15 protein-coding genes are annotated in these 16,833 nt (G+C 57.3%); 9 read left to right on the forward strand and 6 right to left on the reverse strand.

Features of this window, described 5'->3' with window-relative positions:
• The first annotated feature begins 29 nt into the window (after window positions 1–29).
• From mnmE to ACR0ES_RS16085, 5 genes are read left to right on the forward strand one after another with little or no spacing between them, the layout of a single operon-like run.
• Window positions 30–1,316 (forward strand): tRNA uridine-5-carboxymethylaminomethyl(34) synthesis GTPase MnmE, encoded by a 1,287-nt coding sequence (gene mnmE / locus ACR0ES_RS16065; protein WP_480506859.1) that lies wholly within the window; start codon window positions 30–32, stop codon window positions 1,314–1,316.
• 12 nt (window positions 1,317–1,328) lie between these two features.
• Complete coding sequence (gene mnmG / locus ACR0ES_RS16070) at window positions 1,329–3,197, forward strand: tRNA uridine-5-carboxymethylaminomethyl(34) synthesis enzyme MnmG (RefSeq protein WP_480773035.1); 1,869 nt, start codon at window positions 1,329–1,331, stop codon at window positions 3,195–3,197.
• Window positions 3,194–3,814: a 16S rRNA (guanine(527)-N(7))-methyltransferase RsmG gene (gene rsmG / locus ACR0ES_RS16075; protein WP_480482530.1), complete on the forward strand. Its 621-nt coding sequence runs from the start codon at window positions 3,194–3,196 to the stop codon at window positions 3,812–3,814. The genes mnmG and rsmG overlap by 4 nt, the downstream gene beginning before the upstream one ends.
• Entirely contained in the window at window positions 3,807–4,610 is an 804-nt protein-coding gene (locus ACR0ES_RS16080; protein WP_209506882.1) for a ParA family protein, read from the forward strand. The genes rsmG and ACR0ES_RS16080 overlap by 8 nt, the downstream gene beginning before the upstream one ends.
• A 20-nt stretch (window positions 4,611–4,630) precedes the next feature.
• Window positions 4,631–5,527: a ParB/RepB/Spo0J family partition protein gene (locus tag ACR0ES_RS16085; RefSeq protein ID WP_480773037.1), complete on the forward strand. Its 897-nt coding sequence runs from the start codon at window positions 4,631–4,633 to the stop codon at window positions 5,525–5,527.
• Here the strand turns inward: ACR0ES_RS16085 and ACR0ES_RS16090 are convergent.
• Genes ACR0ES_RS16090 through rph form a run of 4 tightly spaced genes read right to left on the reverse strand, consistent with a single transcriptional unit; the run spans window position 5,517 to window position 8,341 of the window.
• Window positions 5,517–5,870 carry a YbaN family protein gene (locus tag ACR0ES_RS16090; RefSeq protein WP_480482526.1) on the reverse strand — a complete coding sequence of 118 codons (354 nt, stop codon included), beginning with the start codon at window positions 5,868–5,870 and terminating at the stop codon, window positions 5,517–5,519. The genes ACR0ES_RS16085 and ACR0ES_RS16090 overlap by 11 nt on opposite strands.
• A 2-nt stretch (window positions 5,871–5,872) precedes the next feature.
• Complete coding sequence (gene hemW, locus ACR0ES_RS16095) at window positions 5,873–7,027, reverse strand: radical SAM family heme chaperone HemW (RefSeq protein ID WP_480538383.1); 1,155 nt, start codon at window positions 7,025–7,027, stop codon at window positions 5,873–5,875.
• Window positions 7,017–7,631 carry an RdgB/HAM1 family non-canonical purine NTP pyrophosphatase gene (rdgB, locus tag ACR0ES_RS16100; protein ID WP_480482522.1) on the reverse strand — a complete coding sequence of 205 codons (615 nt, stop codon included), beginning with the start codon at window positions 7,629–7,631 and terminating at the stop codon, window positions 7,017–7,019. Before rdgB ends, hemW begins: the two co-directional genes overlap by 11 nt.
• Window positions 7,628–8,341 carry a ribonuclease PH gene (gene rph / locus ACR0ES_RS16105; protein WP_267363729.1) on the reverse strand — a complete coding sequence of 238 codons (714 nt, stop codon included), beginning with the start codon at window positions 8,339–8,341 and terminating at the stop codon, window positions 7,628–7,630. The genes rdgB and rph overlap by 4 nt, the downstream gene beginning before the upstream one ends.
• Before the next feature lie 112 nt (window positions 8,342–8,453).
• On the opposite strand from rph, the gene hrcA reads away from it, so the two are divergent.
• Together hrcA and ACR0ES_RS16115 are read left to right on the forward strand one after the other, a co-directional pair.
• Window positions 8,454–9,518 carry a heat-inducible transcriptional repressor HrcA gene (gene hrcA, locus ACR0ES_RS16110; RefSeq protein WP_209506888.1) on the forward strand — a complete coding sequence of 355 codons (1,065 nt, stop codon included), beginning with the start codon at window positions 8,454–8,456 and terminating at the stop codon, window positions 9,516–9,518.
• A gap of 10 nt (window positions 9,519–9,528) precedes the next feature.
• Window positions 9,529–10,092 carry a nucleotide exchange factor GrpE gene (locus ACR0ES_RS16115; protein WP_480482518.1) on the forward strand — a complete coding sequence of 188 codons (564 nt, stop codon included), beginning with the start codon at window positions 9,529–9,531 and terminating at the stop codon, window positions 10,090–10,092.
• A gap of 56 nt (window positions 10,093–10,148) precedes the next feature.
• Here the strand turns inward: ACR0ES_RS16115 and mutS are convergent, their stop codons facing one another.
• Window positions 10,149–12,764, reverse strand: a complete 2,616-nt coding sequence (mutS, locus tag ACR0ES_RS16120; protein WP_480871295.1) for a DNA mismatch repair protein MutS — start codon at window positions 12,762–12,764, stop codon at window positions 10,149–10,151.
• Window positions 12,765–12,924: 160 nt separating this feature from the next.
• Here mutS and ACR0ES_RS16125 point away from each other — a divergent pair, with 160 nt between their 5' ends.
• The gene (locus tag ACR0ES_RS16125) at window positions 12,925–15,180 is read left to right on the forward strand and encodes an NADP-dependent malic enzyme (protein ID WP_267363735.1); all 2,256 of its coding nucleotides are present in this window, start codon (window positions 12,925–12,927) and stop codon (window positions 15,178–15,180) included.
• Between the two features lie 3 nt (window positions 15,181–15,183).
• Window positions 15,184–16,056: a ribokinase gene (locus ACR0ES_RS16130; protein ID WP_480773039.1), complete on the forward strand. Its 873-nt coding sequence runs from the start codon at window positions 15,184–15,186 to the stop codon at window positions 16,054–16,056.
• On the opposite strand, the gene msrA is transcribed toward ACR0ES_RS16130, so the two are convergent.
• Entirely contained in the window at window positions 16,053–16,724 is a 672-nt protein-coding gene (gene msrA / locus ACR0ES_RS16135) for a peptide-methionine (S)-S-oxide reductase MsrA (protein ID WP_480587018.1), read from the reverse strand. The two genes, ACR0ES_RS16130 and msrA, sit on opposite strands and share 4 nt — an antisense overlap.
• Between the last annotated feature and the right edge of the window lie 109 nt (window positions 16,725–16,833).

Raw genomic sequence — 16,833 nt, forward strand, 5'->3', positions numbered from 1 at the left:
CAGGTCTTAGACCCCAGCGAGGCCTTCGAATGGATACGATATTCGCCTTGGCCAGCGCGCAAGGCAAAGCAGGGGTGGCGGTCATTCGCCTCTCTGGCCCCGAAGCGCATTCCGCAGCCGCATATCTGTGCGGCGCGGAACTGCCCAAGCGGGGAATGGTCTTGCGCACCCTGCGGGATCAGGATGGATCACATCTAGATGATGGTCTGGTTCTGACATTTCAGGCACCGGCAAGTTTCACCGGTGAAGACGTGGCAGAACTTCAGATCCACGGCAGCACGGCCTCGGTCAATGCGGTTCTGCGTTGTTTGTCGAACACCGATGGGCTGCGACTGGCGGACCCGGGTGAGTTTACACGCCGGGCCCTTGAAAATGGCAAGATGGATCTGACACAGGTCGAAGGCCTGGCAGATCTGATTGACGCGGAAACCGAGGCACAGCGTAAGCAGGCCCAAACCATTCTGGCCGGTGAGCTTGGCACGCTGGCCGAGCGCTGGCGGCGCGATTTGATCCGCGCGGCATCGTTGCTGGAAGCGGTCATAGATTTCGCTGATGAAGACGTCCCCACTGACGTCACGCCGGAAGTCCGTAGTTTGACAAGCGGAGTTCTGGCAGATCTTCGTCGAGAAGCTGATGGGGTAAAGATCGCCGAGCGTATTCGTACCGGATTTGAAGTGGCTATTGTCGGTCTTCCCAATGCAGGAAAATCAACCCTGCTGAACGCGCTTGCGGGGCGCGAGGCTGCGATTACTTCGGAATACGCAGGCACGACCCGGGACGTGATCGAGGTTCGAATGGATCTGGCTGGTTTGCCGGTGACATTGCTGGATACGGCCGGGTTGCGGGATACCGAAGATCATGTCGAAAATCTTGGGATCGAGCTGGCTCGAAAACGGGCAGATGCGGCGGACCTGCGCGTTTTCCTGGCTGAAGCACCGGAAGATCTGGGTGTGGCCATGCAGGATGGCGATATCCACGTTCTACCCAAAGCGGACTTGCGAGAGGGCGCTGCTGAAGGTGTTTCAGGAAAGACAGGACAGGGGATTGACGCGCTTGTAGACCAGATTTCGTGGGTCTTGAGTGATAGAACCACAACACATGGTATTGCCACGCGTGAGCGCCACCGCGCTGCGATGAATAAGGCATCGGATTCACTTGCTGCTGCGATCACGGTTCTGGAATCAGGCCCGGACCTGTATGATATCGCTGCGGAGGAGTTAAGAACCGCCATACGGGGACTTGAATCTCTGGTTGGCAGAATAGATGTCGAAACACTGTTGGATGAAATCTTCTCCAGCTTTTGTTTGGGAAAATAAGGATTGTTTCACGTGAAACATTCAAACATTGATGTCATCGTGGTTGGGGCTGGTCATGCCGGTACGGAGGCTGCGCACGCCGCTGCCAGGATGGGTGCGAAAACCGCTTTGGTGACATTATCCGCGACCGATATCGGGGTCATGTCCTGCAACCCGGCCATCGGCGGGTTGGGGAAGGGACATCTGGTACGAGAGATTGACGCGCTAGATGGTGTAATGGGCCGTGTCGCTGACCAAGCTGGTATTCAGTTTCGACTGTTAAACCGGCGAAAAGGTCCGGCTGTTCAGGGTCCCAGAACGCAGGCTGATCGCGCCTTGTACCGGGCGGCGATGCAAAACGAAATCGGCAATCAGGAAAACCTGTCCGTTATCGTTGGTGAGGTTGTAGATTTTCTGATGGATGGACACCGTGTCGCCGGTGTCGTGCTCGGAGATGGGTCGGAAATTTACGCCAAAGCCGTTGTTCTGACCTCCGGAACCTTCCTGCGCGGCGTCATCCATATCGGCGACGTGTCACGGGCTGGTGGGCGAATGGGAGATCGCCCGTCAATAAAACTGGCCGAGAGGTTGGATAGCTATAACCTTCCGCTGGGGCGCTTGAAAACCGGCACACCGCCGCGTCTGGATGGGCGTACGATCAACTGGTCGGGTTTGGAAAAACAAGACGGGGATGAGGACCCGACCTTGTTTTCTTTCCTGTCAACATCGGTTGTCGCGCCTCAGATTTCCTGCGGTATTACACACACCAATGCAAAGACGCATGAGATCATCGAAGCAAACCTCTCAAAATCGGCGATGTATGGTGGCCATATCGACGGCATAGGTCCAAGATATTGCCCTTCGATCGAAGACAAGATTGTGCGCTTTGCAGATAAGGATTCGCATCAGGTTTTTCTTGAACCCGAAGGCGTTAATGACCACACGATTTATCCCAACGGTATTTCAACGTCACTGCCTCAGGACGTGCAGTTGGAATATGTTCGGTCGATCAAAGGGCTTGAAAAGGCGGATATTCTGCAACCCGGCTATGCGATTGAATATGATTATGTGGACCCTCGTATCTTAACTGCGTCCTTGTCGCTACCCGACGTTCCGGGACTATATCTGGCAGGGCAGATCAACGGGACCACAGGATATGAGGAGGCAGCGGCACAAGGGATGGTTGCTGGTCTCAACGCGGCGCTGGACGTACAGGGCCGCGAACCGGTCTTTTTCACAAGATCAGACAGCTATATCGGCGTGATGATAGACGACCTGACGACCCGTGGTGTGGCTGAGCCCTATCGAATGTTTACCTCCAGGGCTGAATTCCGACTGTCTTTGCGGGCAGACAATGCCGATCAACGGTTGACACCGATTGGTTTGGAACTTGGTTGTGTCGGAGAGAAGCGACAGGCACATTTTAAAAAGAAAATGAACCAGCTTGATGCGGCGAAATCCAAGCTGACCGCACGCACATACACACCCAAGGAAGTTCTTTCGGCTGGGATCAACGTCAACCAGGATGGAAACCGCCGAGATGGAATGGAAATTCTGGCATTTCCGGATACATCCTTCGAGGACTTGTTCCCTCTGATACCTGATCTACAAGATGTAGACGTGGCGATCCGGCTTCAAATCGAACGCGACGCGCTTTACGCAAACTATATCGATCGGCAAAAGCGCGATGTTGAGGCCATGAAGCGGGATGAATCCTATGTTATCCCACGTGAGTTTGACTATTTTGGCTTGGACGGGCTGTCTTCTGAGATGAAGCAAAAACTGTCGCAGGCCAAGCCGTCGAACATAGCGCAAGCAAGCCGTGTCGAAGGTGTTACTCCGGCTGCCCTGACCCTTGTTCTGGCGAAATTGCGCCGGGATCAACGAGCACGTCAGGCATGACGGTCGATTATTCCAAGTTTGATGGCTTGAATGTTTCACGTGAAACATTTGAGCGTCTGAAAATCTATGTTGATCTGGTGAACCACTGGAACCCCAGGATAAATCTTGTTTCGCGCAATAGCCTGGAATTCATTTGGGATCGGCATATTCTGGATTCTGTCCAGGTTTTTCGATGCGCTGAAACGTTTGACACCTGGGTGGACCTTGGCAGTGGCGGCGGGTTCCCCGGGATGGTGTGCGCCATTATTGCGGCCGAGGAAGTTCCGGCCGCCAGTTTCTCTCTTGTGGAAAGCGACCAGCGAAAATCGGCATTTCTGCGTAACGTTGCCCGTGAATGTGGCGTGTCGTGTAAAGTGATTTCCAAGCGGATTGAGGTGGTTGAACCCCTCGGCGCAAACATCGTTTCGGCGCGCGCGCTGGCGGATTTGCGTACATTGTTATCATTTTGTGACAGACATTTAGGTGAAAACGGGACCGCGCTGTTGCCCAAAGGTGCAAACTGGAAAAAAGAGCTGGATGAGGCGCGTGAGGAATGGAATTTCGATGCTGAGGCCATTACAAGTTTAACTGAACCTCAGGCCGTTATCCTTAAGATCAAAGGAGTATCACGTGGTTGATCTGTCTCGACCGTCCGGACCCCGGATAATAGCGGTTGCCAATCAGAAGGGCGGAGTAGGGAAAACAACCACAGCGATCAACCTGGCGGCCGGACTGGCCGAAGCTGGTTGCAGGGTATTGGTGGTTGACCTCGATCCACAAGGGAACGCATCCACCGGATTAGGGGTCGAAGATCGGGATTGGACCACTTATGACCTCATTCTGGACGACGCGCCTTTGGAGGCAGTGGTTCAAGAGACGGAGATCGAGAACCTTTTGGTTGTCCCTGCAACGGTTGACCTGAGCTCGGCGGATATCGAGCTGATTTCCAACGAAAAACGCAGTTATCTTTTGCATGATGCGCTGCGTCAGACGGCGGTGGACGCGTTTGAGCTGGATTTCATCCTGATAGATTGCCCGCCGTCACTGAACCTCTTGACGGTAAACGCGATGGTTGCCGCCCATTCTGTCCTAGTACCGCTGCAAAGTGAGTTCTTTGCGCTGGAGGGTCTTTCGCAATTGATGCTGACAATTCGGGAGGTCCGGCAAACCGCGAATCCAGACCTGAGAATCGAAGGTGTTGTGTTAACTATGTATGACAACCGCAACAACTTGTCCCGCCAGGTCGAAAAGGATGCGCGTGACAATTTGGGCGAGATGGTTTTTAAAACAAAGATACCCAGGAATGTGCGGGTCAGCGAGGCGCCATCCTATGCGCTGCCGGTATTGCAGTATGACTCGGGATCACTTGGTGCGATGGCGTATCGGCATCTGGCCCGTGAGATCATGCATAAGAACAACAAGACCGCAGCATGAGCGGTGGAGAGGAGGCCGACATGAGCACCAGGAAAGCGAAATCCAGAGGGTTGGGCCGCGGATTATCCGCACTCATGGCGGACGTTAATCCAGAGGCGGGCAACCGAGTACCATCTGACGTGCGCAGACCTGATCTGAAGGTTCCGATTGAAAAGCTGAAGGCAAACCCAAATCAGCCGCGACGCACATTTCAGCCCGAACAATTGGATGAGCTTGCCGCGTCGGTTCGGGAAAAAGGTATCATCCAACCCTTGATCGTACGTCCAACAGGGGTTGGAGAATACGAAATCGTCGCTGGTGAACGCCGGTGGCGGGCTGCTCAGATGGCGCAGCTGCACGAGATCCCGGTGATTGTGCGCGAATTCGATGATACCGAGGTACTGGAAGTTGCGATCATCGAAAACATCCAGCGCGCTGATCTGAACGCAGTGGAAGAGGCCGCCGGATACAGGCAGTTGATGGATCGCTTTGGCCACACGCAGGAAAAGCTTGCTGAGGCTTTGGGGAAAAGCCGCAGCCATATTGCGAACCTGTTGCGGCTTTTGTCTCTGCCAATTGACGTGCAAACTCTTGTTATTGAAGGGAAATTGTCGGCTGGTCATGCGCGCGCACTGATTACGGCGGAAAATCCCTCGGAATTGGCAAAGCAGATCGTCAAGGATGGCCTGTCTGTGCGCGCGACCGAGGCGTTGGTCAAGAAACAGCAGCAGGGCGACACTGCACGACCTGCTCCCAGATCCAGGAATCTGGATGCCGGTAAAGATGCTGATACGCGCGCGCTGGAAAAAGACCTGTCCGCTATTTTGGCCATGAAAGTCTCAATCAACCACAAGGCGGGAACGGAATCCGGTCAGGTTGTTCTGACATATGAAAACCTGGATCAGCTTGACGATCTTTGTGCAAAGCTCAGCCGTTAGGGCGCGTCCAGATAAATATCAGGACGCCGCCCAGAACAATGACCTGAAGGATCAGCACGAAGGGCGGAACGGATAGGAGCAAAGACACCCCTAAAACGGCGGCGACCGATAAGGTTGCTGCCTTTTTTGCGGCCGGACGTATTGCGCCCGAACTCTGCCAATCCAGTATCATTGGCCCGAAAATCCGGTGCGACAGAAGCCAGTTGTGCAACCGTGAAGAGGATCGCGCAAAGAAAAACGCTGCCAGCAACAAAAATGGAACCGTTGGAAGAAGAGGCAGAACAACCCCAATCGCGGCCATCGCAACGCAAAGCAATCCCAGCCCCGCCCAAAGATACTGCATATCTAGCCCATCAATTCCCGGATTACAGCATTCAGCACGGCGCGCCCCGCTGGTGTTGCTCTGAGTCTGTTGTTCTCACGTTCAATCATATTAATGCCGACCAGATGGTCCACGGTTTCGTCTGGAAGTGGAGGGCCCGACAGGGCCTCCCACCTATCTACATCTAGTCCTTCTGAAATCCTCATGCCCATCATAAGGTATTCGCTCGCCTGATCTTCAAGCGAAAGGACATAGCGTTTCTTTTCTCCGCAACCCTTCGTGGCGGCGTCAAGCCAACGTTGCGGGTTCAGATGGGTCTCGGTCGCGTGTTTTTGACCATCCACAGTAATCCGCCCATGAGCGCCGGGACCAATGCCGACATAATCCCCGTAACGCCAATAGACCAGATTGTGCTGCGACTCTGCACCGGGGCGGGCGTGGTTGGACACCTCATAGGCGGGCAGGCCGTGTTTCTCGCAAATCTCTTGTGTTGCAAGGTACATGTCGGCCGCACTGTCATCTTCGGGCAAGCCGCGCAGTTTTCCGACAGCATAACGATCGCCAAAAGCGGTGCCATCTTCGATTGTCAGTTGATACAGCGACAGGTGATCCACAGCCATGGACAGAGCTTCGTTCAACTCGGACCGCCAGGCATCCAGCGTTTGGTGCTGTCTGGCATAGATCAGGTCAAAGCTGACCCGTTCAAAACAATCACGGGCGATGTCAAAGGCAGCGCGGGCCTCGGCCACAGTGTGAATCCGCCCCAAGCGGCGCAGGTCTTCGTCGTTGAGCGCCTGCACGCCCATCGAGATCCGGTTGACGCCTGCGTCACGATAGGCCGCGAACCGACCGGCCTCGACCGATCCGGGATTAGCCTCCAGCGTGATTTCCATGGTGTTGGAAGGGCGCCAGAGCGCACGGGCCTCACCGATCACGGCGGCAACGGTTTCCGGGTCCATCAGCGACGGGGTTCCACCGCCGAAAAAGATCGTGTTCAGCACCCGATCCGGGGTTTCGACGGCCGAGCGCCGCAATTCGCTCAGATAGGAGTTAAGCCATTGTTTTTGATCGATAGTTTTGGAAACATGGCTGTTGAAGTCGCAATAGGGGCATTTGGCCTCGCAAAAGGGCCAATGCACGTACAGGCCAAAGCCCCCGTTGCGCCAATCATCCGCCAAAGCAGCCTTTCACGAACTTCTCAACCGCGCGTCCGCGATGGCTGATCTTGTTCTTTTCCCAGCGATCCATCTCGGCAAAGGTAATGTCGTATCCTTCGGGAACAAACATCGGGTCATAGCCGAATCCACCTTCGCCGCGGATGGGCCAGACCAAATGACCGGGGGCAATGCCTTCAAACACTTCATCATGCCCATCAGGCCAGGCCAGCACCAGCGTGCTGCGGAATTGCGCTGTGCGGGGATGGGGGGCGTTCTTTGCCTCTAGCTCAGTATGGGCGCGGGTCATCGCCATCAGGAAGTCGCGCCCATTGGCGGTTTCGGCCCAATCCGCGGTATAAACACCCGGCGCGCCGTCCAGCGCGTCGATGGTGATTCCGGAATCGTCTGACAGGGCAGGCAGTCCGGTGGCCTTTGCGGCGGCGTGGGCCTTGATCCGGGCGTTGCCGACAAAGGTGTCCTCGGTCTCTTCCGGTTCGGGCAGGTCCATGTCCGCCGCACCCACAACCGTCACGCCAAAAGGTTCGAGGAGATGCGCCATCTCCTCAAGCTTGCCTTTGTTGTGGGTCGCGACCAGAAGCCTGTCGCTGTCAAACTTACGGGTCATGCGGTGGCGGCTTTCTGGGCTGCGGCCAGCTCGGCAACGCCTTTTTCCGCCAGATCCACCAGCTGATCCATCTGGGCGCGGCTGAAAACAGAACCTTCGGCGCTCATCTGGACCTCGATCAGTTTGCCTGATCCGGTCATGATAAAGTTGCCGTCGACACCGGCCTCGCTGTCTTCCGGATAGTCAAGGTCCAGCACAGGCTGGCCCGCATAGATCCCGCAGGACACGGCGGCGACCGGATCAACCAGCGGATCTGAAATCACGTCACCTGCTTTCATCAGTTTGTTGACGGCCAGTCGCAGCGCAACCCAGCCGCCGGTGATCGAGGCACAGCGGGTGCCGCCATCGGCCTGGATCACATCGCAATCAACGGTGATCTGACGTTCGCCCAGTGCAACCCGGTCGACGCCGGCGCGCAGGGCGCGACCAATCAGGCGCTGGATTTCCACCGTACGCCCGCCTTGCTTGCCCGAGGCCGCTTCACGCCGCATCCGAGTATTGGTGGCGCGGGGCAGCATACCGTATTCGGCGGTGACCCAGCCTAGCCCCGAACCCTTGATGAAAGGGGGTACGCGATCTTCGATCGTAGCGGTACACAGAACATGTGTATCGCCCATTTTGATCAGGCAGGAACCTTCGGCATGTTTGGTGAACCCCGTTTCAATTGAAACGGCGCGCATTTCACTTAAGTCTCTTCCAGAGGGTCGCATGGGAAATCCTTTGTTTGCTGGGTTGGGGATACCGCCCCGCAGCGTTACGATGCAACCCCGATTGACCTTTCATTTGCCTGCTATTTAATGATGAACCAGCAGGGGAAAACGCATGAGTGAAGCGAGCAAAATTCTGGACGAGATGAACGACCGGTCGCGCGAGGTGTTCCGGCTGATCGTTGAAAGTTATCTGGAAAGCGGAGAGCCGGTTGGAAGCCGCACCCTGACGCGTACCCTGTCTGAAAAAGTCAGCGCCGCAACCGTGCGCAACGTGATGCAGGACCTGGAATTTCTGGGTCTTTTGGACAGCCCGCATATCAGCGCGGGTCGGGTACCGACGCAGCAAGGACTGCGTATGTTCGTGGACGGTTTGCTTGAAGTTGGCGATCTGGGCGTTGACGACAAGCAAAAACTGGAAGAGACTTTAGGCTCTAACACGGGTGATGTTGGCGGAATGCTGGATCGGGTCGGGTCAGCTCTGTCACACGTGACACAAGGTGCGTCGCTGGTTCTGACGCCAAAGCATGAAGCCGAAATCAAACATATCGAGTTTGTCTCGTTAGGGCATGACAAGGCTTTGGTGGTGCTGGTCTTTTCTGACGGCCATGTCGAAAATCGCCTGTTCACACCGCCGCCCGGCCAGACGCCCAGTTCGATGCGCGAGGCTGCGAATTTTCTGAATGCGCTGATCGAGGGGCGCACACTCAGTGAAGTGCGCCGTCAGATGCAGAAACAGATTCAGGCGCGCAAGCAGGAAATAGATGCGCTGGCGCGCGAGCTGGTGGAAAGTGGGCTGGCGGCCTGGGACGGAGACGGAGCCGACTCGGCCCGTTTGATCGTGCGGGGGCGGGCGAATCTGTTGAACGAACCCGGTCAGGCCGGAGAATTGGAGCGTATTCGCAGCCTGTTTGATGATTTGGAGCGCAAGCGCGACATCGCGGATTTCCTCGAATTGACGGAAGGCGGCGAGGGTGTGCGCATTTTTATTGGGTCTGAGAACAAACTTTTCTCACTTTCGGGTTCCTCTTTGGTGGTGTCTCCATATATGAACGCTGATCGAAAGATAATCGGTGCGGTCGGGGTCATCGGACCCACGCGTCTGAATTATGGACGGATCGTGCCGATCGTGGATTATACGGCGCAACTGGTCGGCAAGCTGATATCCGACCGGAGCTAGAGGGTAAGAGATGGCAGAGCCCAAGAACGAAGATTTTCTGGACGATATCATGGCGGCAGAAGCGGAAGAGCTGGCCGAGGAGTTTACTGAGATCAGTGACGAGGCGTTGGAGCTGGACGAGCTGCGCGCTGAGCGGGATGAGTATAAAGACAAATTCATGCGCGCGCTTGCCGACGCCGAGAACGCGCGCAAACGCGGTGACAAGGCGCGCCGCGATGCCGAGCAGTATGGCGGTTCCAAGCTGGCCCGCGATATGCTGCCTGTTTACGACAACATGAAGCGCGCGCTTGAGGCCGCGACCGACGAGCAGAAAGAGGTTGCCGCCGGACTGCTGGAAGGCGTCGAACTGACCATGCGTGCCCTGAAGGATGTGTTCCAGAAACACGGGATCGAAGTGATTACACCCCAGGTTGGTGACCGGTTTGATCCGAATGTGCACGAAGCAATGTTCGAGGCCCCGGTCCCGGGCACGCGGGCAGGGGACATCATCCAGGTGTCCGCCGAAGGTTTCATGCTGCACGACCGACTGTTGCGTCCGGCTCAGGTCGGGGTCTCTTCAACGCCAGCAAGCTGATTGGCTTTTCAAAGCCAAGCCTTCGGCGAGAGTATTTTTGAAAAGATGAAGGGCGGTCAGGATCTGGCCGCCTCTTTCAATTTGTAGATCAGATCCAGCGCCTCGCGCGGGGTCAGTTCGTCGGGCAGGACACCCTCCAGCATCTCGGTCACCGGCGAGGTTTTCGGTGCGGGCGGGGGTGGCGGCGCGGCTGCCGAGAACAGCGGCAGGTCGTCAATCAGCGCCTTTTGCTTGCCGCCTTCGCGTTCGGTTTTTTCAAGCTGGTCCAGAACCACCCGGGCACGTTCGACGACAGAAGCAGGTAAACCGGCCAGCTGCGCAACCTGCACCCCATAAGACCGATCAGCCGCGCCCTTGTGAACCTCGTGCAGGAAGATGACTTCGCCATCCCACTCTTTGACCGCTACGGTGGCGTTATCGACACCTTCGAGTTTACCGGCCAAAGCAGTAAGCTCATGATAATGCGTGGCAAACAATGCGCGACATTTGTTGGCCGCGTGCAGGTGTTCCAATGTGGCCCAAGCGATGGACAGGCCGTCATAGGTGGCGGTACCGCGACCGATTTCGTCCAGGATCACCAATGCACGGTCATCGGCCTGATTCAGAATGGCGGCGGTTTCGACCATCTCGACCATAAAGGTCGACCGCCCCCGCGCCAGATCGTCCGAGGCTCCGACGCGGCTGAACAGCTGACTGACGACGCCAATATGCGCCTCTTCGGCCGGAACATAGCTGCCCATTTGGGCAAGCAGTGCAATCAGGGCGTTCTGGCGCAGAAAGGTTGACTTACCGGCCATGTTCGGACCCGTCAGTAACCATATCGCCGCGCCGTTTTCGACGGTCAGATCGCAATCATTGGAAATGAATGCATCGCCGCTTTGCCGCCGGAGGGCGTGTTCCACAACCGGGTGTCGACCGCCCTGCACATTGAATGCGCGAGAGGCATCAACCCTTGGACGGCACCAGTTTTCACCCCGCGCAAGATCAGCCAAGGCGGTCGTCACGTCCAGTTCGGCAAGCCCGCGGGCGGCTTGATTCAATCGGGAAGCGAGGTCCAAGATAGCGCCAGAAAGCCTTTGATAGAGCCGCTTTTCAATCTCCAGCGCCAGATTTCCGGCGTTCAGGATACGCGTTTCGATCTCGGACAGTTCGACGGTTGTAAACCGCACCTGATTGGCTGTCGTCTGGCGATGGATATAGGTTTCGCTAAAGGGTGTGTTCAGCATCTTTTCGGCATGGGTGGCCGTGGTTTCGATGAAGTAGCCCAGCACGTTGTTGTGCTTGATTTTCAGCGAGGTGATGCCGGTGTGTTCGACGTAATTTCGTTGAAACCCGGCGATGACGGACCGGCCTTCGTCGCGCAAGGTGCGGGCCTCGTCCAGTTCAGCGTCAAAACCTGGCGCGATAAAGCCTCCGTCGCGGGTCAGAAGCGGGGGCTCGGCCACCAACGCCTCGTCCAGCAAGGTCAGCAAGTCATCGAAACCAACAAGGTTCTGAAGCGCGGTTGCCAGCAACACCGGTAAATCCTGACCGGTGCAGATTTCGGCAATCGTGACCGCCTGGGTCAGGCCATTGCGAATGGCTGTCAGGTCACGAGGCCCGCCACGTTCTAATGACAAACGCGACAGAGCGCGGTCCAGATCCGGGGTTTTGCGCAAGGCTTCGCGCAGATCAGACGCGATCAGGCTGTCACCAGCGGCGAAACTGACTGCGTCAAGCCGGGCATGGATCACATCCAGATTTCGAGAAGGGCTTGAAAGCCGCTGTTCCAGCAATCGCGCGCCACCGGGGGTAACGGTCCGGTCAACGACAGAAAGAAGCGATCCTGCGCGCCCGCCGGACAGCGAGCGGGTCAGTTCCAGATTGCGGCGCGTTGCAGCGTCGATCTGAACGACCCGATCCTCAGATTCTTTCAGCGGTGTTTGCAGCAGGGGCAGCTTGCCCTTTTGCGTAGTCTCCAGATAGTCGATCAGCGCGCCCATCGCGGACACTTCGGCGCGGCCGAAATTGCCGAACGCGTCCAAGGCGCCCACGTGAAACAGCCCGCAGATGCGCTTTTCCGCCGCCGTGCTGTCGAAACTGGCGCGCCCGACCGGGGTCAGTGAAATCCCCAGATCAAGCAGCGTTTCGTTCAGCTTTTCCTGCGCCCCATCGGCCACGATCAGTTCAGAGGGCGCAAGCCGGGCAAGTTCGGGGCTGAGCCGGACCGAGGTCAGGGGCATCACGTGAAACGCGCCCGTTGAAATATCAGCCCAGGCAAGCGCGGCCTCGTCCCGGACCTCGGCATAGGCAGCCAGAAAGTTGTGCCGGCGCGCCTCAAGCAGCGCATCTTCGGTCAGTGTTCCGGGTGTGACCAGTCGCACGACATCACGCTTTACGACCGATTTAGAGCCTCTTTTCTTCGCTTCAGCCGGGCTTTCCATCTGTTCGCAGACCGCAACGCGAAAGCCCTTGCGGATCAGTGTCAGAAGGTATCCTTCGGCCGAATGCACCGGCACGCCACACATCGGGATGTCTTCGTCATTGTGCTTGCCACGCTTGGTCAACGCGATATCCAGCGCTTCGGCAGCGTTGACGGCATCCTCGAAAAACATCTCGTAGAAATCACCCATGCGATAAAACAGCAGGGCATCCGCGTGGGCTTGTTTGATTTCGAGGTATTGCGCCATCATTGGCGTGACTGTGGACAAATCGGCCCCCTTTTGGCGTATTCCGGGCGCGACCTTACAAATCCCGCATCTTCTGTAAAAGCCGAAAACTCATTCTCGTTGAGGCGGGCGTTCTCCTGCGCTATGAGGCGTCAGCCCTGAAGTCATGGAAACGACATTTAAGATGCCCAAAGCGAAGATCACCAAAGAAGAGGCATTGGCCTTTCACCTGGACCCCACCCCCGGCAAGTGGGAGGTGCAGGCCACCGTCCCCATGACAACGCAGCGTGACCTGTCGCTGGCCTACAGCCCGGGCGTGGCCGTTCCCTGCGAGGCCATCGCGGAAAACCCGGAAACGGCCTATGACTATACCAACAAGGGCAACCTGGTGGCCGTAATCTCGAACGGGACGGCGGTGCTGGGCCTTGGTAACCTTGGCGCGCTGGGCTCGAAACCGGTCATGGAAGGCAAATCGGTCCTGTTCAAACGGTTCGCCGACGTGAACTCGATCGATATCGAGCTGGACACCGAAGACCCGGATGAATTCTGCCGTGCGGTGCGCCTGATGGGGCCGACCTTTGGCGGCATCAATCTGGAAGACATCAAGGCGCCCGAGTGTTTCATCATCGAACAGCGCCTGAAAGAAGAGATGGACATCCCCGTCTTTCACGATGACCAGCACGGCACAGCCGTGATCTGTGCTGCGGGCCTGCTGAACGCGCTGCATATCTCGGGCAAGAAGATCGAGGACGTGAAAATCGTTCTGAATGGCGCAGGTGCGGCTGGGATTGCCTGTATCGAACTGCTCAAGGCAATGGGCGCGCGGCATGAAAACTGCATTGTCTGCGATACCAAGGGCGTGATCTATCAAGGCCGGACCGAGGGTATGAACCAGTGGAAATCGGCCCACGCGATCACAACCGACTTGCGCACATTGGAAGACGCGATGAAAGGGGCGGATGTGTTCCTGGGTGTGTCGGTGAAAGGCGCGGTCACGCAGGATATGGTCGCCAGCATGGCCGACAATCCTGTCATCTTTGCGATGGCCAACCCCGACCCCGAGATCACTCCGGAAGAAGCGCACGAGGTTCGCGTGGATGCGATCGTTGCCACCGGGCGCAGCGATTATCCAAACCAGGTGAATAACGTTCTGGGCTTCCCCTACCTGTTCCGCGGTGCGTTGGACATTCATGCCCGCGCCATCAATGATGAGATGAAGATCGCCTGTGCCCACGCACTTGCAAATCTGGCACGCGAGGATGTGCCGGATGAGGTCGCCATGGCCTATGGCAAGTCGCTGACCTTTGGGCGTGACTATATCATCCCCACCCCGTTCGACCCGCGTTTGATCCACCGCATTCCGCCGGCTGTTGCCAGGGCGGGGATGGACACCGGTGCCGCGCGCCGTCCGATCATCGACATGGACGCGTATGAGCTGAGTCTGAAATCCCGGATGGACCCGACCGCCAGCATCCTGCGCGGTCTGAACGCCCGAGCGCGTCAGGCGCAAAGCCGCATGATTTTCGCCGAGGGCGACGATCCCCGGGTATTGCGCGCAGCGGTCATGTATCAGCGGTCTGGTTTCGGCAAGGCGCTTGTGGTGGGCCGGCCGGACGATGTGAAGACCAAACTGGAAGCAACGGGCCTGGGCGACGCTGTGCGTGAAATCGAGGTCGTGAATGCGGCCAATACCACGCATCTCGAAACCTATTCGAACTTCCTGTATCAGCGCCTGCAGCGTAAGGGCTTTGACCGCAAAGATATTCACCGTCTGGCCGCACGGGACAGGCACGTGTTTTCCTCGCTGATGCTGGCCCATGGGCATGGTGATGGTCTTGTCACTGGCGCAACCCGCAAGTCCGCACATGTGCTCGACCGGATCAACCATGTGTTTGATGCCGATGCCGCCAACGGTGCCGCGGGTGTGACAGCTTTGCTGCATAAAGGCCGGATTGTTCTGATTGGCGACACGTTGGTACATGAATGGCCCGACGAAAACGATCTGGCGAATATTGCCGAGCGTTCGGCCGCAGTTGCCCGGCATATGGGGTTGGAGCCGCGCGTGGCTTTTGTCAGCTTCTCGACCTTTGGCTATCCGGTGTCAGAACGTGCTGAAAAGATGCACCGTGCCCCGGCTGTTCTGGATCGGCGCGGCGTCGACTTTGAATACGAGGGTGAAATGACGGTGGACGTCGCCCTGAACATCGAACAGCAAGCGGCCTATCCGTTCTCGCGCCTGACCGGTCCGGCGAATATCCTGATCGTTCCGGCCCGGCATTCGGCATCAATCTCGACCAAGCTGATGCAGGAAATGGGTGGTGCGACCGTGATTGGCCCGATCCTGTCAGGCATCGACAAGCCGATCCAGATCTGTTCGACCGTATCGACCGCGAACGATATTCTGAACATGGCCATTCTGGCCTCTTGCGACATCGGATAAATCATGACGATCTGGAATCTCGGCTCGATTAACGCGGATATGGTCTATGACCTGCCGCATCTGCCTGCACCGGGGGAAACTCTGGCTGCCCGTAGGCTGGATCGGTTCCTGGGCGGCAAGGGGGCCAACATGTCGGTGGCCGCGGCGCGTGCGGGATCACGCGTCAGCCATATAGGTGCCGTGGGGCCCGATGGGCGCTGGGCCAAGGATCGACTGACAGAATATGGTGTGGATACGCGCCATATCTCTGAGGTGGGTGTTCCCACAGGCCACGCCATCATTGCGGTGGATGCCGAGGGTGAGAACCTGATTATCCTGTATCCCGGGGCCAATCACGCATTGGAACCCGCCCATCTGGGGCAGGCGCTGGCCTCGGCAAACACCGGTGACCTGCTGATCTTGCAGAATGAAACCAATGCCCAGGTCGAGGCGGCGCAGCTGGGGCGCAAGCTTGGCCTGACCGTCTGTTATGCCGCGGCCCCGTTTCAGGCACCGGCCGTTCAGGGCGTTCTGCCTTATCTGGATTTCTTGATCCTAAATGAGGTGGAGGCTGAACAGCTGCGCCAGGAAACCGGTCAGAGCATTGCTGATCTGCCTGTTCGGCATGTCATTGTTACCCTCGGCTCAAAAGGCGCAAGGTATTTGCAGCAGGGCAACGATCCGGTCGAGTTTCCCGCGCATAAGGTGCGGGCGGTGGATACCACAGGGGCAGGCGACACCTTCACCGGCTATGTGCTGGCGGGCATGGATCGCGGAATGCCAATGGAGCAGGCCATTTTGCAGGCAAACCGCGCCGCAGCCCTGATGGTCATGCGGCACGGAACTGCGGATGTCATTCCCGATCTGAAAGAAGTGCGTGACGCATCCTTTGACTAGGACCCTGCAAATGGGGCATCCCCGCCCCAAAGCTGCTTGACGCGCGCGTCACGACCACAGGCTTTGCGATACGCTTTGTAGGCGTTGTGCTGGCGCTTTGGCCCAAAGCGGGTAAGGACCAGTTTGTTGCCTTTGTAATAATCCTGATGATACGCCTCGGCGGGGTAAAAGGGTCCTGCGCTCAGAACCGGGGTGACAATGGTCTGGCCCAGCGCTTGCTGTGCGTCTGCTATGGCTTGTTCTGCCAACGCCTTTTCGCCTGTGTTAGAGACGAATATCGCAGTTCGATAGCTGTCGCCCCGATCGCAGAACTGGCCACCTGCGTCTGTCGGATCAACCGAGCGGAAAAACATGTTCAGAAGTGACGCGCGAGAGACCCGCGCCGGATCGAACGTGATCTGAACCGCCTCGTAGTGTCCGGTTCCCCCTTTTGAAACCTGATCATATGTCGGGTCCGCAGATGTGCCGCCGGTGTACCCTGACACCGCCCCGATTACGCCGGGCACGGATTCGAAATCGGATTCCACGCACCAGAAACACCCGCCAGCCACCGTTAGCGTTTCGGTTCCCGCAGCCGGGGCAGGCAGCGCGCGCAACAGTGCGGCCAATGCAATCAGTGTAAACAGAAGGGCTGGTCTGACGGTTTCGAAATAAGCAGTCCGCATCATGACAGGTCTCCTTTTTAGGTGAGATTGACGCGGGTTCGACCCCCTTGCAATTGCCTGTCATGCAATGTCACGCGCTGGTGAGACGAGTTTATCGTCTGCGATCACGCGT

Source organism: Ruegeria sp. N7, assembly GCF_056531345.1.